The sequence below is a fragment of the Streptomyces sp. NPDC002054 genome (genome assembly GCF_040296685.1).
Lineage (GTDB): Bacteria > Actinomycetota > Actinomycetes > Streptomycetales > Streptomycetaceae > Streptomyces.
The window spans coordinates 18,997-38,925 of sequence record NZ_JBEOXT010000053.1 but is presented as its reverse complement, the minus strand read 5'-3'; the positions used below and the strand labels follow the sequence as shown (position 1 = coordinate 38,925).

At 74.4% G+C, this 19,929-nt stretch carries 16 protein-coding genes; 5 read left to right on the top strand and 11 right to left on the bottom strand.

The annotated features are described in order from the left end of the window. Nucleotides 1-7: 7 nt before the first annotated feature. The 6 genes from ABT123_RS33975 to ABT123_RS33950 form a co-directional block, all read right to left on the bottom strand. The gene (locus tag ABT123_RS33975) at nt 8-955 is read right to left on the bottom strand and encodes a cation diffusion facilitator family transporter (RefSeq protein WP_351321835.1); all 948 of its coding nucleotides are present in this window, start codon (nt 953-955) and stop codon (nt 8-10) included. 75 nt (nt 956-1,030) lie between these two features. After that, complete coding sequence (gene manA / locus ABT123_RS33970) at nt 1,031-2,191, bottom strand: mannose-6-phosphate isomerase, class I (RefSeq protein WP_351321833.1); 1,161 nt, start codon at nt 2,189-2,191, stop codon at nt 1,031-1,033. A 78-nt stretch (nt 2,192-2,269) separates the two neighbouring features. Beyond that, nucleotides 2,270-3,403, bottom strand: a complete 1,134-nt coding sequence (locus ABT123_RS33965) for an SIS domain-containing protein (protein WP_351321831.1) — start codon at nt 3,401-3,403, stop codon at nt 2,270-2,272. A 94-nt stretch (nt 3,404-3,497) separates the two neighbouring features. After that, nucleotides 3,498-3,680, bottom strand: a complete 183-nt coding sequence (locus tag ABT123_RS33960; protein ID WP_150207958.1) for a Trm112 family protein — start codon at nt 3,678-3,680, stop codon at nt 3,498-3,500. A gap of 541 nt (nt 3,681-4,221) precedes the next feature. Continuing rightward, nucleotides 4,222-5,586, bottom strand: a complete 1,365-nt coding sequence (locus ABT123_RS33955) for a phosphomannomutase/phosphoglucomutase (protein ID WP_351321828.1) — start codon at nt 5,584-5,586, stop codon at nt 4,222-4,224. Nucleotides 5,587-5,688: 102 nt separating this feature from the next. Then, complete coding sequence (locus ABT123_RS33950; protein ID WP_351321826.1) at nt 5,689-6,060, bottom strand: DUF3499 domain-containing protein; 372 nt, start codon at nt 6,058-6,060, stop codon at nt 5,689-5,691. A 199-nt stretch (nt 6,061-6,259) separates the two neighbouring features. Between ABT123_RS33950 and ABT123_RS33945 the strand changes: the two genes are divergently transcribed. Next, nucleotides 6,260-6,742 carry a metallopeptidase family protein gene (locus tag ABT123_RS33945; protein ID WP_351321853.1) on the top strand — a complete coding sequence of 161 codons (483 nt, stop codon included), beginning with the start codon at nt 6,260-6,262 and terminating at the stop codon, nt 6,740-6,742. Nucleotides 6,743-6,757: 15 nt separating this feature from the next. Here the strand turns inward: ABT123_RS33945 and ABT123_RS33940 are convergent, their stop codons facing one another. The 3 genes from ABT123_RS33940 to ABT123_RS33930 form a co-directional block, all read right to left on the bottom strand. After that, a complete protein-coding gene (locus tag ABT123_RS33940; RefSeq protein WP_351321824.1) occupies nt 6,758-8,254 on the bottom strand; it encodes a DUF5719 family protein in 1,497 nt (498 codons plus the stop codon). Next, entirely contained in the window at nt 8,251-11,847 is a 3,597-nt protein-coding gene (locus ABT123_RS33935; protein ID WP_351321822.1) for a glycosyltransferase family 2 protein, read from the bottom strand. The genes ABT123_RS33940 and ABT123_RS33935 overlap by 4 nt, the downstream gene beginning before the upstream one ends. A 210-nt stretch (nt 11,848-12,057) precedes the next feature. Further along, a complete protein-coding gene (locus ABT123_RS33930) occupies nt 12,058-12,321 on the bottom strand; it encodes a WhiB family transcriptional regulator (RefSeq protein WP_003983763.1) in 264 nt (87 codons plus the stop codon). Between the two features lie 619 nt (nt 12,322-12,940). Between ABT123_RS33930 and ABT123_RS33925 the strand changes: the two genes are divergently transcribed. Genes ABT123_RS33925 through ABT123_RS33915 form a run of 3 tightly spaced genes read left to right on the top strand, consistent with a single transcriptional unit; the run spans nt 12,941 to nt 15,718 of the window. Further along, nucleotides 12,941-13,435, top strand: a complete 495-nt coding sequence (locus tag ABT123_RS33925) for a cysteine dioxygenase (RefSeq protein WP_351321820.1) — start codon at nt 12,941-12,943, stop codon at nt 13,433-13,435. A 13-nt stretch (nt 13,436-13,448) separates the two neighbouring features. After that, on the top strand, nt 13,449-14,402 hold the full coding sequence (cofD, locus tag ABT123_RS33920; RefSeq protein ID WP_351321818.1) for a 2-phospho-L-lactate transferase: 954 nt from the start codon (nt 13,449-13,451) through the stop codon (nt 14,400-14,402). Then, the gene (locus tag ABT123_RS33915) at nt 14,399-15,718 is read left to right on the top strand and encodes a coenzyme F420-0:L-glutamate ligase (RefSeq protein ID WP_351321816.1); all 1,320 of its coding nucleotides are present in this window, start codon (nt 14,399-14,401) and stop codon (nt 15,716-15,718) included. Before cofD ends, ABT123_RS33915 begins: the two co-directional genes overlap by 4 nt. Before the next feature lie 17 nt (nt 15,719-15,735). Here the strand turns inward: ABT123_RS33915 and ABT123_RS33910 are convergent, their stop codons facing one another. Beyond that, nucleotides 15,736-16,878 (bottom strand): DNA-3-methyladenine glycosylase family protein, encoded by a 1,143-nt coding sequence (locus ABT123_RS33910; protein WP_351321814.1) that lies wholly within the window; start codon nt 16,876-16,878, stop codon nt 15,736-15,738. Nucleotides 16,879-17,584: 706 nt separating this feature from the next. Then, nucleotides 17,585-19,000 (bottom strand): peptidoglycan recognition protein family protein, encoded by a 1,416-nt coding sequence (locus ABT123_RS33905; RefSeq protein ID WP_351321812.1) that lies wholly within the window; start codon nt 18,998-19,000, stop codon nt 17,585-17,587. A 140-nt stretch (nt 19,001-19,140) separates the two neighbouring features. Here ABT123_RS33905 and ABT123_RS33900 point away from each other — a divergent pair, with 140 nt between their 5' ends. Then, nucleotides 19,141-19,893 (top strand): TIGR03089 family protein, encoded by a 753-nt coding sequence (locus ABT123_RS33900; protein WP_351321810.1) that lies wholly within the window; start codon nt 19,141-19,143, stop codon nt 19,891-19,893. Nucleotides 19,894-19,929: the final 36 nt, after the last annotated feature.

Sequence of the window (19,929 nt, the reverse complement as noted above, 5' to 3'; positions counted from 1 at the left end):
TGTGGGGCTACTTGGTGTCGGTGGCTGCTGCCGGGTCGGTAGCCGGCTCCCGGTAGATGTCCGGCTCCAGGTAGATCACCCGGGCGATCGGGACCGCCTCGCGGATCCGGGCCTCGGCCGCGTCGATGGCCTCGGCGACCTGGGACGCCGTTTCGTCCGTCCGGACCGCGATCTTGGCGGCGACCAGGAGTTCCTCCGGGCCGAGGTGGAGCGTCCGCATGTGGATCAGGCGGGTGACCGTCTCACCGTCGACGAGGGCGGTCTGGATCTTCTCGATGTCCTCGGTGCCCGCGGCCTCGCCCAGCAGCAGGGACTTGGTCTCGGCGGCCAGCACGATGGCGATCAGGAGGAGCAGCACACCGATGCAGAGGGTGCCGATGCCGTCCCAGACGCCGTCGCCGGTGATGAGGGCGAGGCCGACGCCGATCAGGGCGAGGACCAGGCCGACGAGGGCGCCGAGGTCCTCCAGCAGGACCACCGGAAGCTCGGGGGCCTTGGCGCGCTTGACGAACTGGCTCCAGGTGAGGCTGCCGCGGATCTCGTTGGATTCCTTGATCGCGGTGCGGAAGGAGAAGGACTCCGCGATGATCGCGAAGACCAGCACGCCGACCGGCCAGTACCAGGCCTCGATGGCGTGCGGGTGCTGGACCTTCTCGATGCCCTCGTAGATGGCGAACATGCCACCGACGGTGAACAGCACGATGGAGACCAGGAAGGCGTAGATGTAGCGTTCGCGGCCGTATCCGAAGGGGTGTTGCGGGGTCGCTTCGCGCTGGGCCTTCTTGCCGCCGAGCAGGAGCAGACCCTGGTTTCCGGAGTCGGCCAGCGAGTGGACGGCTTCCGCAAGCATCGAGGAGGAGCCACTGAAGACGTAGGCCACGAACTTGGCCGCCGCAATGGCGAGGTTGGCGGCGAGTGCCGCCACGATCGCCCTGGTACCGCCCGACGCGCTCATGAGTGCGGATGTCCCTTCCTAGCACTGCCACTGGTTCGGCCGCACATTGTTGCAGCCCCGGATGGGGACAGTACTTCAGGCCACCACAGTGGCCCGGAAGACCGTGCCAGACCCGGACAGTTCGGTCCTTTCGCCCGCCGAGACGAAGACGGACTCACCGGGCGCAAGGGTCAGTTCGCCGAGCCGCGGGGCGCCTTCCGTGCAGAGCAGGATCTGCGGGGTGGCGGAGGGCACCGGCACCGGGGCGCCGGCCGGGGCGAGGTCGAAGCGGGAGAGCCGGAACTCGTCGATGGGGGTGTCGTACACCTCCTCGCCGTTGCCCTCGGGGCGGATCAGCGCCGGGTCGGAGGGCTCGAAACGGACGACCTTCAGGAGCTCGGGAACATCCACGTGCTTGGGCGTCAGCCCGCAGCGCAGCACGTTGTCGGAGTTGGCCATGAGCTCGACGCCGAGCCCGCTCAGGTAGGCGTGCGGAACGCCGGCGCCGAGGAACATCGCCTCGCCGGGCTGGAGTTGCACATGGTTGAGCAGCATCGCCGCGATCACGCCCGGGTCGCCCGGGAAGTGGTGCGCGAGGGTCGCGTACGGGGTGTACGCGCCGCCGAGCCGGGCGGCGGCGGCCGTGGCCTCGGCCACCGTCTCCGCCATCTGCTCGCGGTCCGCGGACAGGACGGCCGTGAGCACCTCGCGCAGCGCCGCCTCCTCGGGGTGCGCGTGCAGCAGGTCCACGTACGGCTTGAGGGAGTCGACCTCCAGCCCGGAGAGCAGCTCGGCCGCCTCCAGCGGCGGGCGGAACCCGCACAGGCCGTCGAAGGGGGTGAGCGCGCAGATCAGTTCGGGCTTGTGGTTGGCGTCCTTGTAGTTGCGGTGCGGGGCGTCGATCGGGACGCCGCGGCGCTCCTCGTCCGCGTAACCCTCCTGCGCCTGCGCCAGGTTGGGGTGGACCTGGAGGGAGAGCGGGGCGCCCGCCGCGAGGATCTTGAGCAGGAACGGCAGCCGCGGGCCGAACTTGGCGACGGTCGCCGCACCGAGTTCGCCCTCGGGGTCGGCCGCGATGACCTCGGAGAGGGCCGTCTCGCCGGCGCCGCCCCGGTTCAGCCGGGAGGGGGCGCCGGGGTGGGCGCCCATCCACATCTCGGCCTGCGGCCCGCCGGTGGGCTCGGTGCCAAGGAGCTCCGGGATGAGGGTGGTGGAACCCCAGGCGTAGGGGCGGACGGTGTTGGTCAGGCGGTCCATCGGTCGTCTTCCTGGCTTCCTGGTCGTGGGCGGTGCAGTGGTGCACGGGGTGCACCGGGTGCACGGGGGTGCATGCCGTTAGGTGCGGCCCGCGGATGTCAGCGCGAGGTACGCGGTGGCGAAGTCCGTGACGGCGAGGAGCTCGGCGAGCTGCTCCAGCTCCCCGCCCTCCTCGGGTTCGAGCTCGCTGATGGCCGTGTCGTGGCTGAGGGCGAGCTCGCGCGCGGCAGGGGCGGCGGTGAGGCCGCCGGCCGGGCGGTCGCGCAGCAGGACGACCCGGGCGCGCAGCGCCTGCTGTTCCTCGACCCGGTCGCGGAAGAAGTCCTCGGGGTCGGCGCCGGCCGCGAAGGTGCCGGCGAGCAGGACCCCGTGGCGGGGCAGTGCCTCGGGGAGCTCGGCGGCGAGCGCGGGGCGGCCGGCCAGTTCCGCGAGGGTCGCGGCAAACCGGCGGCCGGCCGGGGCGGCGCCGGGGCCCTCGCTCCAGATGAGCGGCAGTGAGTCGGCGAGCTCGGCGGCCAGGGTCTTGGCCGGGTTGCTGTACGTGGCGATGTTCGGGCCGCAGCGTTCGGCGGTGCGGTCGAGGCGGTCGGCGACGAGTTCGAAGGTGGCGGGGGCGGCGGTGATCAGGCCGACCTTGTCGAGGAGCAGCAGTAGCGGGGTGAGCAGGGCCCAGAGGGCGCCGGGGCCGGCCGCGGCGGACTCGTCGTACTCCTGGTACGGGGCCTTGGCCATCGGGAGCAGGAGGCCGTGCGCGCCGTCGACGGCCTCGGCCAGGGGGGACCGGGGCGGGGCCACCGCGACCACGGTGCAGCCGCGCCGGTAGGCCTGCTCGGTGAGCTGGGCGAGACCGGGTTCGCTGCCGTCGGTGGTGGCGACGAGGAGCAGGTCCACCGGGCCGGCCCAACCGGGCAGGGCCCAGCGGAGGGCGCCGGCGGCGTGGGCGACACCGGTCGGGTGCAGCCGGGTGACCGGGGCGGAGGCGCCGACGAGGGCGCCGAGCAGGTCGGCGACGCCGGTGGCGGCGGTGCCGGGGCCGGCGATCAGGACGGCGCGGGGGCGGCCGTCGGGGCGGAGCTCGGCCAGGCCGGCCTCGGCCGCGTGCCGGGCCGCGGTGCGGACCCGGGCCCCGGCCTCGGCGGCACCGCGGAGCAGGCCGCGCCGGTCGGCGCGGGCGAGGTCTTCCGGTGCGTCGAGCAGCGACTCGTCGAGCATGCGGGGCCTCCGGTCGTCTGAAGTCTGAAGGGTTCAGTGGAGGGGGCGGGCGCGAGCGCCGGCGGCGGGTGGGGCGCCGGGTGGCGGGGCCGGGTCAGGCGGGGCGGCGGGCCTCGTCCACGAGGAGGACCGGGATTCCGTCCCGGACCGGGTAGGCCAGGCCGCAGTCCTTGCCGGTGCAGATCAGTTCCGGGGTCTCGGCCTTGGTCTCGTCCTGCAGGGGGGCGTGGCAGGCGGGGCAGGCGAGGATCTCCAGGAGGCCGGCTTCGAGCGGCATGGGGGTTCCCTTCGGGGGTTGTCTGCGTACGGGGTTGGGCCAGGTCAGCGTACCGCTGGGGCGGGCGGGACGCGGCCTGGCCAGCCGAACCGGAGGGTGGGCCGCTGCGCGGGGCCGTTCCCCCACCCCGCCCCTTCCCGAAACCGGGCTCCGCCCGGACCCGCGCCTCAAACGCCGGCGGGGCTGAAGGGGGACGGGGCTCCGCCCCGGTCCCCGCCGTGCAACCGGCCCCCGGGGCGGGGGCCTGGGCCCGTGGAGCCACGGGCTGCGCCCGGCATCGACCGAGGGCGGCCCCGGGCAGGCGCCTGGCTCCGGCCGCACCCCGCGCGAGCGCCGCGGCGGAAACGGTCGGCTCCGGCTGCACCCCGCCGGTCCCCGCAACGAGCGCCGGTCCCGGGCGCGAGACGCCCGGCTCCGGCTGCGCCCGGCCGGGGTCCTGGGCGGGGCTGGGCGCGGCCGGGGCGGTGGCTGGGTGTGCCCCGCCCTCGCTGGGGCGGGGCGCAGCGGGGTCGGGTCCCCGGGTTGGCCTCCCCAGGAGGGGTTACGCGCGGATGAGGGTTAGGGCTTCGTCGCGGATTTGGGTCAGGGTTTCCGGGTCGCGGGCTTCGACGTTCAGGCGGAGGAGGGGTTCCGTGTTCGATGCGCGGACGTTGAACCACCAGTCCGCTGCCGTGACCGTCAGGCCGTCCAGTTCGTCGAGGGTCACGTCCTCGCGGGAGCCGTATGCCGCGCGGACCGCGGCCAGGCGGGCCGCCTGGTCGGCGACCGTGGAGTTGATCTCGCCGGAGCCCGCGTAACGGTCGTAGGAGGAGACCAGCTCGGAGAGCGGGACGGACGCCGTGCCCAGGGCCGCCAGGACGTGGAGTGCGGCCAGCATGCCGGTGTCCGCGTTCCAGAAGTCCTTGAAGTAGTAGTGCGCCGAGTGCTCGCCGCCGAAGATCGCGCCGGTCTTCGCCATCTCCTCCTTGATGAAGGAGTGGCCGACCCGGGTGCGGACCGGGGTGCCGCCGTGCTCGCGGACCACCTCGGGGACGGACCAGGAGGTGATCAAGTTGTGGATGACCGTGCCCGTGCCGCCGTTGCGGGCCAGTTCGCGGGCCGCGACCAGGGCGGTGACGGCGGACGGGGAGACGCCCTCGCCCCGCTCGTCGACGATGAAGCAGCGGTCGGCGTCGCCGTCGAAGGCGATGCCCAGGTCCGCGCCCTCGGCCAGCACGCGGGCCTGCAGGTCCACGATGTTCTTCGGGTCCAGCGGGTTGGCCTCGTGGTTGGGGAAGGTCCCGTCCAGTTCGAAGTACATGGGGGTGACCGAGAGCGGGAGGCCGGCGAAGACCGTGGGGACCGTGTGGCCGCCCATGCCGTTGCCCGCGTCCACGACCACCTTCAGTGGACGGATCGAGGTCAGGTCGACCAGGCCGCGCAGGTGGGCGGCGTAGTCGGCGAGGGTGTCCCGCTCGGTGACGGTGCCGGGCGTGGCGGCCGGAGCCGGGGCGCCGGACTCGGACCACTTCTCGACCAGGGCGCGGATGTCGGCGAGGCCGGTGTCCTGGCCGACCGGGGCGGCGCCGGCCCGGCACAGCTTGATGCCGTTGTACTGGGCCGGGTTGTGCGAGGCGGTGAACATGGCGCCGGGCAGGTTCATCGAACCCGAGGCGAAGTACAGCTGGTCCGTGGAGCACAGCCCGATGAGGGTGACGTCCACGCCGCGGGCGGCGGCGCCGCGCGCGAAGGCGGCGGACAGGCCGGGCGAGGAAGGCCGCATGTCGTGGCCGATGACGATCGCCGTGGCGTCGGCGACCTCGACGAACGCCGCACCGAACAGCTCCGCCAAGGACTCGTCCCACTGGTCCGGGACGACTCCACGTACGTCGTACGCCTTGACGATGTTCGAAAGATCAGCGGCCACTGCCTGCCCTCCTGAGTCCTGTGCGGTCGGAACAACCTACCTTGCGGAGGGGGGCGGCTTCAGCGGCGCGAACGCGTCAGGGTGACAGCGTTCAGACGGCGTTTAGGTGTCCGGTGAGCGTAGTACGCGGAGGTGGCCTCGGCGTGTCTCGTTTCCGCCGGCGCGTCCCTTGCCCCCGCCGGCCTCGGCCGCGCGGTCCTGCGGGCGGGCGGCCTCGCGTACGGCGTTGGCCAGGGCTTCGAGGTCGTCCCCGCTGGGCCGGGACGGCGCGGAACCATCGGACAGGCGTACGACGTCCCAGCCGCGCGGGGCCGTCAGGCGCTCCGAGTGCTCGGCGCACAGGTCGTAACAGTGGGGTTCGGCGTAGGTGGCGAGCGGGCCGAGAACTGCGGTCGAGTCGGCGTAGACGTACGTCAGTGTTGCGACGGCAGGGCGGCCGCACGCGGTGCGCGAACAGCGACGTACAAGGCTCACGACGTTGGACGGTACCGCACTCTTGACCGGGCCGCGACGACTCTCGGTCGGCTCGCTCCCCCGTGTCGTGGCGCGATCCCGGCCATGGTCGGCCTCGAACGCGCCGATCGGCGGGAGATTGCCGGTCGATTCCCCGGCCTGAACGTTCGCGTCGCGGCATCCCGCCCGGGGCGCCGCCGAGGGCTACCCTGCCTGGGTGATGGACAGTCCTCCGCCGCCGCCCGGCCCCTCCGCGTCCGCCCCCGCCCCCGCACCGCACGAGCCCCGGCCGCGCCGCCGCGACCGGCACGGACGGGGCATGCGCGGCCCGGTGGCCCCACCGCAGGTTCCGCTGTCCTCGAGCCGCGCCGAACTGTTCGGGGACCTCGTGCAGGACTCGATCGAGCGGCTGGAGCGGCGCTGGCCGCAGCTGGCCGAGGTGGAGTTCGTGGTCGCGGAGGTGCCGGGGGCGCCGGGCGGCGCCGACACCGGGTGGAACGACGAGGCCGTGCCGCTGGGCGGCATGGTGGAGCCCCGGGAGGGCCGGCCGGCCCGGATCCTGGTGTACCGGCGGCCCGTGGAGATCCGTACGAAGAACCGCGACGAGCGGGCGCTGCTGGTGCACGAGATCGTGGTCGAGCAGGTGGCGGAGCTGCTCGGGCTGTCGCCCGAGACCGTCGATCCTCGGTACGGGCAGGATTGATAGCTCTCGGTTCGATTAGTCCGCCAGGATGCGCAGGTCCTGGATCGCCTTCGGGACCGTGACCGTGCTGTGGTCGTCGACCAGGGGCTGCACCGTGAAGAACGGGATGCCCTCGTGCGGCAGCGACAGGGTGCGCGCCGCGTGCACCGGGCCGCCCGAGACGGTTTCCACGGTCAGTGCGTACGTGCCCTTGCCGCCCCCGCCCGGCACCGGCGGCGGGGCCACCGCCAGGGTGGTGCCCGCCTTCACCTTGTACTCCTGGCTCGCGGGCTCGCCGCCCTGGGTGCCTGGCGAGGCGGTGACCCGCACCGTGGCGTCGGCGCCCACGGCGGTGAGGGAGAGGGTGGTGGCGCCCTGGTCGGTGCGGTTGTCCGCGTTGGTCGCCCGCGCGCCCACCGGGCCGGCTGCCGGGATGAAGCCCAGTTCCTGCTTGGCACCGGTGCCGCGGACCACCCGCAGCGCCGCCACCACGGGCACGGCCTTCTTCGGGTCGGTCGGGGTCAGTACCAGGGAGCCCGCCTCGCCCCGGGTCAGGTCCTTCAGGTCCAGGGTGGCGGTCATCCGGGACTTCAGGTGCAGCTGCTCGTTCCCGGCCGGGGTGATCGGCCCGCCCGGCCCGGCGAGCTGGAGCCGGAGGTCGGCGTCGTCCTCGCCGGGGGCGAAGGCGACCAGCCGGACCGAGGTGGCGTCGGCGGGGATGCCGGGCAGCACCAGGGAGCCGGCCGGGGCGGTGGAGGCGGGCAGCCAGTCGGAGCCGACGCCGTCCTCCAGCACCTGGACGGAGGCCCCGACCCGGCCCGAACGCGTCGTCACATGGGCGGTGACATCGGCCTGCTGCTGCGAGCTCAGCGTGTTCAGCAGGACCGGCACCGAGGACTTGGGGCCGATCTTGATGTTCTCGCCGGTGCCCGGGTCCGAGGCGGACCGGCCCTCCGGGCCGAACAGCTCGATGTCCACCACCGCCGGGGTGTCGTCCGCGTTGGTGAGGTGGACGTAGTCCTGCCGGCCCTTGGCGGTACTGGCGCCGGGGAACCAGAACTCGGTGCCGGGCGATGTGCAGGCCACGCCGAGCAGGCCGCGGGCCTGGCCCACCGACACCTTGGTGGTCTGCTGGGCGGTCCAGCCGGGGGCGAGGGCCCCGTCGGCGATGCCGGTCAGTGCCGGGCCCTCCGCGCCGGAGGCGGTGGCACCGGCCGGTTTGCCCGGCTCCTTCAGCTCCAGCAGCTGCTTCTGGTCCTTGGTGGCCCCGGCCAGGCGGGCGCTGCCGCCCTGGCCGGGCTTTCCGCCCGCGGTGCCCGGGGTGCCTGGGGTGATCGAGGTGTAGGTGGTTTCGGCGATGTCCGAGGCGGACGGCGTCGGGCACACCAGCACGGACCGTTCGACGGGCTGCCAGGCCGCGGCCGGCGCCGGGCCGCCGGCGGCCGGGGTGGCGGGGGCGGTGAGGGTGGCGACGCCGGCGACGGCGGCGAGCGCGGCGGCCACGGCCGCGAGGGTCAGGGGTGCGCGCTTCACTGCTGGGGGCTCCCGTCGGGGCGCGGCTGCCGGTAGCCGACCGGCCGGCCGTACGCGTCGTACTGCTGCTGGTCCGGCTGGTACTGCTGCTGGGGGTCGTAGTGGCCGTCGTAGTGGCCGTCGTGGCCGTCGTACTGCCCGCCGTACTGCGGGTACTGCTCGTACGACGGCTGCTGCTGTGGCTGCTGCGGGTACTGGCCGTACCCGTAGCCCTCGTAGCCGTGGTCGTCGGCCGGGTAGGTCACCTGGGCGGGGATCTCCGCGTACGGGTCGGCCTGGACCGGGGTCGCGGACTCCGGCCCGGGCTCCGGTTCCGCGCCGGCCCGGAGGCGGCGGGCCCGGCGGCCCTCGCCGGCCTCGCCGGGGCCGGTACGGTCGGGCCCGGCGGTCTCCTCCTCGGGGAGGTCGTCGTCGAGTTCGCGGCGCCGCCCGGGCAGGGCCATCACCAGCAGCAGGACGGCGAGCAGGGCCTGGGCCCACAGCCAGCCGGAGCGGGCGGCGGAGTCGGCGTACACCAGGTCGAGGCGGCCTCCGGCGGCGGGCAGTTCAAAGCCCTGGGCCCAGCCGTCGAGGGTCTTGGCCTTGAGCGGCTTGCCGTCGAGGGTGGCCTGCCAGCCGGGGGCGGCCCGGTCGGCGATCCGCAGCATCCGGCCGGACTCGCCGGCCGGGATCTCGGTGTGGGCCTCGACGGGGCCGGAGGCGACCGGGACGGGGGCCTCGCCGGGCTTGCCGGAGAGGATCACGGCCCGGGCGACCTGCCGGTCCACCCGCCAGAGCGCGCTGCCGTCGAGCTGGCTGAGCCGGCTCAGGCCGGGGGTGGCGTCGAGGACCTGCCGCATCTGCTGCGGGGCGCCGTCGCGGACCAGGACGTACCGGATGGCGAAGCCGCCGAGCTGGTCGGTCTGGTCGGCGCCGGAGCCGGCGACCAGGCTGGACACCACCTTGTCGAGGCGGCTGTCGCTGCCGGCCGAGGCGGCGAGTTCGGCGTCGCCGAGGCGGCCTCCGGAGCCGCGGACCAGGGTGTAGGAGACGGTGGCGGGCGAGCTGCCACCGAGGACCAGGGTGCGGGCCTGGTCGCGGGTGCCGCTCTCCTCGGCGACGAAGGCGGGCACCTGGACCGGGTCGCGGCGTTCCAGCGGGCCGTCGGCGCCGCCGAGCATCCAGCCGGCCGCGCCGAGCAGCGGGCCCGCGGCGGCGGCCAGGGCGGTGAGGGCGGCCAGCGGCTGGCGCCAGCCGAAGCCGTGGGCGGCGAGCCGGTCCTTGGCGCCGTCCGCGCCGACCGCGGCGGCGGCGAGCAGGGCGAGGCCGTAGACGAGGGTGGCGGGGCCGGCCCAGCCGGTGCTGTTGGTGAGGACGGCCAGGACGAGCCCGGCGAGGGCGGCGGCCCAGGCGGCCCGGACGGCGAAGCTGCGTTCGGTGCGGAGCAGGGCGGCCAGGGCGGCGAGGACGATGCCGAGGAGCAGCAGTCCGCCGGCGGTCTTGGGGCCGCCGGGGCTGATGCCGAGCAGGTCGAGGGCGGTGGCGGCGCCGTTGCCGTACGGCAGTCCGGCCTCGCGGAGGAACCGGCCGGGGTGCATGAGCAGGGTCAGCGACCAGGGCGCGAGGGCCACCAGGGGGGTGGCGAGGGTGGCTGCGTACCGGAGGGCGTACGTCTTCCAGGCGGCCCGGCGCACCACCAGCGCGGCGGCGCCGAGGGCCGCGGCGAGCGGCCAGGCGGCCGGGGTGAAGGCGGTGGCCAGGGTCAGGAGGAGGGTGTACGTCCAGACGGCCCGCCAGCTGCCCCGGTCGCCGTCGGTGCCGCGGCCGGCGGCGAGGCCGTACGCGGCGACGCCGGCCCGGGCGAGGAGCGGCAGCAGGATGGCGAGGACGGCGGTGCCGAGCCGGCCGCCGGCCAGTGCTCCGGTGACGGCGGGCAGGAAGGCGTAGGCGACGGCGGCCCAGGCGCGCAGCAGCCGGGACTCGACCAGGGGCCGGGAGGCGAAGTAGGCGGTGAGTCCGGCGAGCGGGACGGAGCAGACCAGGAGCAGGGTGAGGGCGGCCTGGGTGGAGCCGAACAGCAGGGCGGAGAGGGCGCCGAGGACGCCGAGGTAGGGGGGCGCTCCGGTGGTGGAGCCGGTGCCGACGGGGTGCCAGTCGTCGGCGTAGGCGTGCCAGAGGGCGCCGGCTCCGTCGGGGGCGGGGAGCAGGGCGCCGCCCATCAGGGTGCCGCCGCCGAGCAGGCCGCGGCAGGCGGCCAGGGAGACGAGGAGGAGCAGGGCGAAGAGGACGGGGGCGGGGTTGCGGGCGATCCGCTTGAGCCGGGCGAACTGCTCGATGTGGAGGTAGTCGGCGTCGTCGCCGCCGGGACCGGATTCGATGGCCCCGCCGTGCCGGCCGGCGTTGCCGGTGTCGGTGTCGCGGTCGGCGCCGATGTAGCCGGCGAGTTGTTCGAGGTTGGCGCGGAGGGTGGCGCCGGGCGGCGGGAAGAGCGGGCGGAGTTCCTTGGCGGGGACGGCGGAGCGGCCCCGGCGCTTGCGGGCGCCGAGGATCCGGCCGGGGCGCAGCAGGGTACGCAGGAGTCCGGTGAACTCGTCGACGGCCTGGCCGGGGGCCTTGCCGATGAGGTAGCCGAGGGTGCGGAGCAGGGTGCCGAGGACCAGCCGGACCAGCACCCAGGGGAGGACGGCCGCCGGGCTGTTGACGAGGATGGTGTAGGCGGCGCCGGCCTTGTCGACGCGGTGCGGGCTGGCCGAGGTGCGGCCGGCGCAGTCGACGGTGCGGCGTTCGCGGGCGGATGCCTCGGCGTGGCGGAGTACGGCGTCGGGTGCGATGAGGACGGGGTGGCCGGCCCGTTGGGCGCGCCAGCACAGGTCGACGTCGTCGCGCATCAGGGGCAGGCGGCGGTCGAAGCCGCCGAGGGCCTCGTAGACCTCGCGGCGGATGAGCATGCCGGCGGTGGAGACGGCAAGGACGGGGCGGACCTGGTCGTGCTGGCCCTGGTCCTGTTCGCGGCGGTCCAGGCCGGTCCAGCGGCGACCGCTGTGGGCGATGGTGACGCCGGCTTCGAGGAGCTGCTTGCGGTCGTACCAGCCGCGGAGCTTGGGGCCGATGACGGCGGCCTCGGGGTTCTCCTCGGCGACGCGGAGGAGTTCCCCCAGGGCCTCGGGTTCGGGTGCGCAGTCGTCGTGCAGCAGCCAGAGCCACTGGACGGGTTCGCCGTGGGGCAGATCGGGGAGGTCGTAGGCGTCGTCGCGCCAGGTGCGGCTGACGGGGTCCCAGCCGCTGGGGCGCTTGAGGTAGGGCAGGTCCTCGGGGGTGAGGGTGCCGGCGTTGCGGTGGGCCTCGTCGACGGCGGCGCCGAAGGAGGTGCGGCGGGCCAGGTGGAGGACGCGGTCGTCGCCGAGGGCCTCGGCGAGGAGCCGGGCGGAGTCGTCGGCACTGCCGGTGTCGGCGGCGATCCAGTCCTGGACGGGGCGTTCCTGGCCGAGGAGTCCGGCGAGGGCCTGCGGCAGCCAGCGGGCGCCGTCGTGCGCGACGAGGACCGCCGTGACGACATGCCGGGGGAAGGCCGGGGCAGCTGTGGGGGCGGCTGCCTGGTGGCTGTGCAAGGACATCGCGGTACGGGCCCTCCGGCTGGGGGGTCCCCCGGACGGGGTCTGGGGGCGGGTCCGGGGGTGGTGTGCCCTCGGAGGCGGCTGGACAGCGCCCCACACTAGCCCTTGAAACGCACCGGTCCGCCTCCAGCGGGGAAGGTGCAGGAGGCGGACCGTTTGCTCTGTTCGTTGCTCTGTTCGCTTTGTTCGCTATGTGGTCGCGGGTGCCGTTCAGACCGCGGCCTTTTTCAGGCGGCGGCGCTCGCGCTCGGACAGGCCGCCCCAGATGCCGAAGCGTTCGTCGTTGGCGAGGGCGTATTCGAGGCATTCGGACCGGACCTCGCAGGCGAGGCAGACCTTCTTGGCCTCTCGGGTGGAGCCGCCCTTCTCGGGAAAGAAGGACTCGGGGTCGGTCTGGGCGCACAGAGCGCGCTCCTGCCATCCGAGCTCTTCGTCCGCCTCCTCGACCAGCAGTTCCTGAAACAGCTCGGTCATGTGCGCCCCTCGCTCTGTCTGTGCGTCCCCGTGCCTGTCGTTACCGGATCCGGCCGGAACGACACGAGTGAAATTACAAGTGTGTGGATCCGGGGCAGTCAAGCCGAGATCTGCTATTGGGCCCCTTATTCACTCTGCGGAACCAAGCCTATGCAGAAAGTGTTCATATCGCCAAAAATCGTGACAGATGCCACGCGCATGGCTTGGACGCCTGTTTCACCCGCAATCGACGCGCCACTCTCGGGCGTGGTTGTGATCCGGCCACAGAAGCGGCGTAGATCACATTCCGGTCACGAGTGGTGGCGGACGTTTACGGGCGCGACTGCAGCGCCACATCCCCGGGCCGGTAGTGCACAAACCTTTCTCCGCACACGTTAACCGGATGAGGTGAATCTTTTCTCGCAATCCGGACATTGGGTTGACAGTCGAACCTTAAACCCGGTCTCCTTGTCCGCATGTCAGTGACCGCAGCCACCACCCGGACCCCCATTCGTGGGTTCCTGCGTGCTGCCCAGGTTCGCTGTTGCTGTTGCGGCTGTTGAAGCCACCGCAACCGACCGGCAACCGGCGCCAGAGCTCCACGCCAGAGCGCCACTGACATCCGTCGAGGAACCTCACGATGAACAACGACAGCGACCTCCAGATCGCCGGCGACATCCTTGAAGTCCCCCACCTCCTGCAGCCCGCCCGGGAACACCCCGCCACCATCGCCGAGTTCGCCGGCCTCGCCCGCGAGATCGCCGCGAACCGCGCCGAGTGGGAACACCTCGTCGAGTACGACGCCACCAGCCGCTGGTACCACCGGCTCCGCACCGGCCCCGGCTACGAGGTCTGGCTGCTCAGCTGGGTCCCCGGCCAGGGCAGCGGACGCCACGACCACGGCCCGTCCTCCGGCGTCCTGACCGTCCTCGACGGCACCCTGTCCGAGCACAGCTCCCGCGGGGCCCTCGCCCTCGGCGCCGGCAGCCAGCGCGTCTTCGCCCCCGGCTACGCCCACGAGGTCGTCAACGACTCCCTCGACGGAGCCGTCAGCCTGCACATCTACTTCCCCGGCCTGACCGAGATGCCGATGCACCGCTGCTCCCCGGCGGACCTGGAGTCCGTACCGGCCTGACAGACTTCGGTGCATGCGCATTGTTGTTCTGGCCGGCGGCATCGGCGGCGCCCGTTTCCTCCGCGGACTGAAGTCGGCGGTCCCCGACGCGGACATCACGGTCATCGGCAACACCGGTGACGACATTCACCTCTTCGGGCTGAAGGTCTGCCCCGACCTGGACACCCTGATGTACACCCTCGGCGGTGGCATCAACGAGGAACAGGGCTGGGGCCGCACCGACGAGTCCTTCACGGTCAAGGAAGAGCTCGCGGCGTACGGGGTCGGACCCGGCTGGTTCGGCCTCGGCGACCGCGACTTCGCCACCCACATCGTCCGCACCCAGATGCTCGGCGCCGGCTACCCGCTGAGCGCCGTCACCGAGGCGCTCTGCGACCGCTGGCAGCCCGGGGTCCGGCTGCTGCCGATGTCCGACGACCGGGTCGAGACCCATGTCGCGGTGACCCTCGACGGGGAGCGCCGGGTCATCCACTTCCAGGAGTACTGGGTGCGGCTGCGGGCCTCGGTGGACGCGGAGGCCGTCGTACCGGTGGGCGCCGAGCACGCCAAGCCGGCACCGGGCGTACTGGAGGCCATTGCGGCGGCCGACGTGATCGTGCTGCCGCCGTCCAACCCGGTGGTCTCGGTCGGTACCATCCTGGCCGTACCCGGCATCCGGGAGGCCGTCGCGGCGGCCGAGGCCCCCGTGGTCGGCCTCTCCCCCATCGTCGGCGGCGCGCCGGTGCGCGGCATGGCCGACAAGGTGCTCGCCGCGGTGGGCGTGGACGCCACCGCCGCGGCCGTGGGCCTGCACTACGGGGCCGAACTGCTGGACGGCTGGCTGGTGGACACCGCCGATGCGGACGCCGTCGCCGAGGTCGAGGCGTCCGGCATCGCCTGCCGGGCGGTCCCGCTGATGATGACCGACCCGGCCGCCACCGAGGCGATGGCCCGGGCCGCGCTGGAACTGGCCGAGGCGTGCCGGTGAGCGGGGCGGGGGCGGGGGGTGCGGCCGGTGTTCCCTCGTACGAGGTCCGGGCGGTCGCCGGGATCGGGGAGGTCTGTCCCGGGGACGACGTGGCCAAGCTGATCGCAGCCGCCGCGCCGGACCTGCGGGACGGGGACGTCCTGCTGGTCACCTCGAAGATCGTCTCCAAGGCGGAGGGCCGGATCGTGACGGCCGGCTCGCGGGAGGCCGCCATAGACGCCGAGACGGTACGGGTGGTGGCCCGGCGGGGCACCCTGCGGATCGTCGAGAACCGGCAGGGGCTGGTGATGGCGGCGGCCGGAGTGGACGCCTCCAACACGGCGGCCGGCACCGTACTGCTGCTCCCGGAGGACCCCGACGCCTCGGCGGCGGCGATCCGCGAGGGCCTGCGGGCGCTCCTGGCGGTGGAGGTCGGCGTGGTGGTGACCGACACCTTCGGGCGGCCCTGGCGCTCCGGGCTCACCGACGTGGCCATCGGCGCGGCCGGGGTGCAGGTCCTGGACGACCTGCGCGGCGGCACCGACGGGCACGGCAACCCGCTCGGCGCGACCGTGGTCGCCACGGCGGACGAGCTGGCCGCCGCAGGCGATCTGGTGAAGGGCAAGGCCACCGGGTACCCGGTGGCGGTCGTCCGCGGCCTGCCGCACGTCCTCGGCGAGGGCACGGCCCGCGAGCTGGTCCGGGCGCCGGCGGACGACATGTTCCGGCTGGGCACCTCGGAAGCCGTACGGGAGGCCGTGACCCAGCGCCGGACCGTCCGGGCCTTCACCGACGAGCCGGTGGACCCGGGCGCGGTCCGCCGCGCCGTCGCCGCGGCCGTCACCGCTCCGGCCCCGCACCACACCACCCCCTGGCGGTTCGTGCTGCTGGAGTCGGCGGAGTCCCGGACCCGGCTGCTGGACGCGATGCGGGAGGCCTGGATCGCGGACCTGCGGCGGGACGGAAAGCCGGAGGAGTCCATCGCGAAGCGGGTGCGGCGGGGCGATGTGCTGCGCAATGCCCCGTACCTGGTGGTGCCCTGCCTGGTGATGGACGGCTCGCACCACTACGGGGACGAGCGGCGGGACGCGGCCGAACGGGAGATGTTCGTGGTCGCGGCCGGTGCGGGCGTGCAGAACTTCCTGGTGGCGCTGGCCGGCGAGCGGCTGGGCTCGGCGTGGGTGTCGTCCACGATGTTCTGCCGGGACGTGGTCCGCGAGGTGCTGTCGCTGCCGGCGGGCTGGGACCCGATGGGTGCGGTGGCGGTGGGGCATGCGGCGGAGCCGCCGCGGGACCGGGCGGTGCGGGAGGCTTCGGCGTTCATCGAGGTGCGCTGAGGCCTTGGCCGCCTTGGTCAGAGGCGGCCGATGTCGCCGCGCGGCATGCGGGGGGTGCGGCGGGGCGGGGTGCGGCCCGTCAGCAGGATCAGGCGGGCCGCGCGGTGGCGGTGGCCGGCGTACGGGGCGAGGAGCTCCAGCATCTCGGCGTCGTCGGCGTCGGGGTTGCCGGCCAGGGCGAAGCCGATGATGCCGGGCAGGTGCAGGTCGCCGGTGGTGACGGCGTCGGGGGCGCCGTTGCTGCGCTGCAGGGTTTCGGCGGAGGTCCAGGGGCCGATGCCGGGTACGAGTTCCAGGCGGCGGGCCGCGTCGGCCGGCGCCATCGCGGCTGCCTCTTCGAGGCGGGGGGCGACGCGGGCGGCCCGCAGGATGGTGCCGGAGCGTTTGGCGTCCACGCCGGCGGCGTGCCAGTCCCAGGAGGGGATGCGGCGCCAGGTCGCGGGCGCGGGCATCACGTACAGGTCGGCGGTCGGGCCCGGGGCCGGGCCGGGGGCGGGTTCTCCGTACTGGCGGACCAGACGGCGCCAGGCGCGGTACGCCTCCTCGACGGTGACCTTCTGCTCCAGGATGACCGGGATCAGCGACTCCAGCACCAGCCCGGTACGGGTCAGCCGCAGGCCGGGGCGCCGGCGGTGGCTGGCGTGCACCAGGCGGTGGCGGGGGGTGAAGCCGGCCGCATCGTCCTCGGCGCCGAGCAGCGCGGGGAGGCTGTCGAGCACCCAGTCCGCCCCGGGCCCCCATGCCTCGGCCTCGACCCGGCCGGCCCCGCTGACGGCCACGACGCGGAGGGTGGCCGGACCGGCGGGGGTCAGGGTGGCCCGCCATACCGAGCCGTCCGGGGTGACCTTGAAGGTGGGGTCGGAGGGTCCGCGGCGGAGCGGGCCAAGGGTAAGGCCGAGATCGAGGGGGGCGGGCGGGGTCCATTCCCGGCGCTTGGGCGCGGGCGGCTGCGGTGGGCCGACCTGGGTGGGGGCGTGCCCGGCGGGCGGCTGCGGTGCTCCGGCCTGGGTGGGGCTGTGCCCGGCGGGCGGCTGCGGTGCTCCGGCCTGCGTGGGGCTGTGCCCGGCGGGCGGCTGCGTGGGGCTGCGCCGGCCTGCGGGTACGGCTACGTGGCCACCGCGGGAGGTGGTGCGGGTCAGGGGATCGAAGCGGCCGGCCACCCCTCGAGCGTAGCGGGGCGCCAACCCGCTGCGCGGAGCCTTCCCCCACCCCGCCCCTTCCCGAAACCGGGGCTCCGCCCCGGACCCCGCAGGACCACGGGCTCCGCCCGTGGTCCCTTTCGGGGGCTCCGCCCCCGTACCCCCAGCAGCACGCGGGGCTCCGCCCCGTAAGCGCGGCCTGGCCAGGCTCTGCCCGCAGCCCATACCTGGGGCTCCGCCCGGGCCCCGGGCGCGAAGCGCCCGACAACGCCGGGCTCTGCCCGGCACGCCCGGGCTGCGCCCTGGACCGCCGCCGGCCCCGCCGGGCCCCGCAGGGGCCCGTGACCCGGGGGCGCGGGCCTGCCCGGTCCCCGCCCGGGCCCCAGACGCGAAGCGCCAGCCAGTGCGTGGGGCTCCGCCCCACAACCCCCTCGGCTCCGCCCCGGGCCAGGCCCCGTGGGCACGGCCCGCCCTGGCTCTGCCCGGCAACGCCCTGGCTGCGCCCCGGACCGCCGCCGGCCCGACCGGGCCCCGCACCCGCGGGCGCGGGCCTGCCCGGCCCCGGGCCCCAGGCGCGAAGCGCCTGACAGCGCGTGGGGCTCCGCCCCGCAAGCCCCTCGGGGCTCCGCCCGGAGCCCGTGCCTGGGGCGGAGCCCCGGGACCCCTGAGGCGGAGCCCCACGCAACCCCGCTGGGGCGGAGCCCCCGGCACACCCGGGCCGGGCGCGTCAAGGCGCAAGGCGGCCCTGGAGTTTGGCTGAGGCCGTGCGGGTTGGGGGGAGTTGGCCGTACAGGCGCTTGCCCGGGCATTCCGTCGCGAAGCCGTCCCGATGGCCCGAGATCACGTTCAGCGAAACGTTCCTGCCCTTCGGGAACTTGTTCCCGCCCCCCGAGGTCAGCCACGTCTTGCCCCGCGGGTCCGCATTGAACAGCCCCAGCTTCCACGCCGTCAGCTTCGCGACCGCGTCCACCGCCGCCGCCGGCGGAGCGGTCTTCGCGTAGGAGCCGAGCACCGCGATGCCCATGCTGTTGGTGTTGAAGCCCATCGTGTGCGCGCCCATCACCGGCTTCGCCACGCCGCCCGCGCGCCCCTCGTACACCGTGCCGCACTTGTCGACCGCGAAGTTGTAGCCGAAGTCCCGCCAGCCGCTGCTCACCACGTGGTAGCGGTACAGGCTGCGCAGCACCGCCGGAGCGTCCTTGCAGGCGTAGTTGTTGCCGGAGGCGCTGTGGTGGACGAACGCCGCCTTGACCGTGCTCGTGTAGACGAAGCCGGGCTCGCGCAGCGATTCGTCCGCGCCCCAGCCCCTCCGGGTGACGATCTTGGGGCGGGGGCCGATGTACGGGGCCGCCGCGGCGTCCAGCTCCCCGTCGCTCGCGAACACCGCGTCCGCCGTGGCGTCCGCCTTGTTGAGCTCCTTGATCTCGTTCGCGCCGAGCGGAGCCATCGGCACGTTCGCCATCGAGGACTCCGCCATCGGCATGGTCATGCCCGGGATCGAGCCCCCTTCGCCCTTGTCGTCTCCGTCTCCGTCCCCGATTTCGTTTCCTGTGCCGTTTTTTCCGTCGGGCGGGGGCGTTCCTTCGGTGCCCGGGTCGACGAGTTCGATCCGCAGGCCCGAGGGCAGGCTGGACTTCTCCCGGGTGATCCGGTCCGCCCCCGGCTCCGCCTGGACCCGGACCTCCACCCCGTCCGACTCCCCCACCCACAGCGGTGCGGTGCTCCCCCGCACCCGGCCCGAGCTGCGCTCGGCCGTGTCGGGGTCGGCCGCGTGCTCGCTGTTGTGGGTCTCGACGTCCTGCCAGTCGGACCAGCGGCCGGTGGTGGCCGAGCGGGTGCGGACCTGGACCCGGCCGAAGAGTTCCGTACCCGCGTCGTCCCAGACGACGCCGACCAGCGAGAACGTCTTGACCTCGCGGGCGGTCAGGCCCTGCGCCTCGGGTACGCGGGGCGAGGCGCTCATGCCGGGGACGCCGGTCGCCCGGCCCTGCTCCGGTCCCAGGGGAACCAGGGGCAGCGACTGGGTCGAACCGGCGGGGGTCACGGGGGCGGTCTCGGCCAGGGCTGGGGTGGGCAGGGCGAGCGGGAGGGCCAGTGCGGCCGCGGTCGCGACGCCGATCGAGGAAGCAAGGAATCCACGCATGTGAGAGATCGTGAGCGCAGTCGGCAGCGGCTGCCAGCGGGAACTGACGGGCCGTCGGCGTGCCGCGCCGACGGTCTCCCCCGTACGGAGGACGCCCGCGCCCGCCGTCCGGAGGAAGGGCCCCGCGTACCCTGTGCCGGGTGAATGCCACTGACCGCACCCCTGCCGACCTGCTGCGATCCGCGCTCGCCGGGGACCCGGGCCGCCCGCTCGTCACCTTCTACGACGACGCCACCGGCGAACGCGTCGAATTGTCCGTTGCCACCTTCGCCAATTGGGTGGCCAAGACCGCGAATCTGCTCCAGGGCGATCTGGGCGCCGAGCCCGGTGACCGGCTGGCGCTGCTGCTGCCCGCGCACTGGCAGACGGCGGTGTGGGTGATCGCCGCCGCCTCGGTCGGCGTGGTCGTCGAGCCGGGCGGGGACCCGGCCGGTGCCGACCTCGTGGTGAGCGGGCCGGGCTCGCTGGAGGCGGCCTCCGCCTGCTCCGGTGAGCGGGTGGCGCTGGCGCTGCGACCGCTGGGCGGAAGGTTCCCGCAGCCGCCGGCCGGGTTCTTGGACTACGCGGTGGAGGTGCCGGGGCAGGGCGACCGGTTCGCCCCGTTCGTTCCGGTGGACCCGGAGGCCGCCGGGCTGTCGGTGGCGGGCACCGAGCTGTCGTACGCGGAGCTGGTCGGGCGGGCCCGCGAGGATGCGGCGAAGCTCGGGCTCGGCGCGGGCTCGCGGGTGCTGACCGGGCTTCCGTACGACGGCTGGGAAGGGCTGTCGGCGGGGCTGTTCGCGCCGCTGGCGGTCGGCGGCTCGGTGGTGCTGTGCCGGAACCTGGACCGGCTGTCCGCCGAGGGCCTGGCCCAGCGGGTGGAGGCCGAGCGCGTCACCCACACCGCGCCGTAGCCGTTCCGGGCCCACCCCTGGGCGTCAGCCCGGCGG

What these genes read in the sequence shown, in the direction of transcription:
- cofD (WP_351321818.1), top strand. Translation starts at nt 13,449, where the DNA reads ATGCGCATTGTTGTTCTGGCCGGCGGCATCGGCGGCGCCCGTTTCCTC.
- ABT123_RS33935 (WP_351321822.1), bottom strand. Translation starts at nt 11,847, where the DNA reads ATGTCCTTGCACAGCCACCAGGCAGCCGCCCCCACAGCTGCCCCGGCC.
- manA (WP_351321833.1), bottom strand. Translation starts at nt 2,191, where the DNA reads ATGGACCGCCTGACCAACACCGTCCGCCCCTACGCCTGGGGTTCCACC.
- ABT123_RS33945 (WP_351321853.1), top strand. Translation starts at nt 6,260, where the DNA reads ATGGACAGTCCTCCGCCGCCGCCCGGCCCCTCCGCGTCCGCCCCCGCC.
- ABT123_RS33925 (WP_351321820.1), top strand. Translation starts at nt 12,941, where the DNA reads ATGAACAACGACAGCGACCTCCAGATCGCCGGCGACATCCTTGAAGTC.
- ABT123_RS33905 (WP_351321812.1), bottom strand. Translation starts at nt 19,000, where the DNA reads ATGCGTGGATTCCTTGCTTCCTCGATCGGCGTCGCGACCGCGGCCGCA.
- ABT123_RS33965 (WP_351321831.1), bottom strand. Translation starts at nt 3,403, where the DNA reads ATGCTCGACGAGTCGCTGCTCGACGCACCGGAAGACCTCGCCCGCGCC.
- ABT123_RS33930 (WP_003983763.1), bottom strand. Translation starts at nt 12,321, where the DNA reads ATGACCGAGCTGTTTCAGGAACTGCTGGTCGAGGAGGCGGACGAAGAG.
- ABT123_RS33960 (WP_150207958.1), bottom strand. Translation starts at nt 3,680, where the DNA reads ATGCCGCTCGAAGCCGGCCTCCTGGAGATCCTCGCCTGCCCCGCCTGC.
- ABT123_RS33975 (WP_351321835.1), bottom strand. Translation starts at nt 955, where the DNA reads ATGAGCGCGTCGGGCGGTACCAGGGCGATCGTGGCGGCACTCGCCGCC.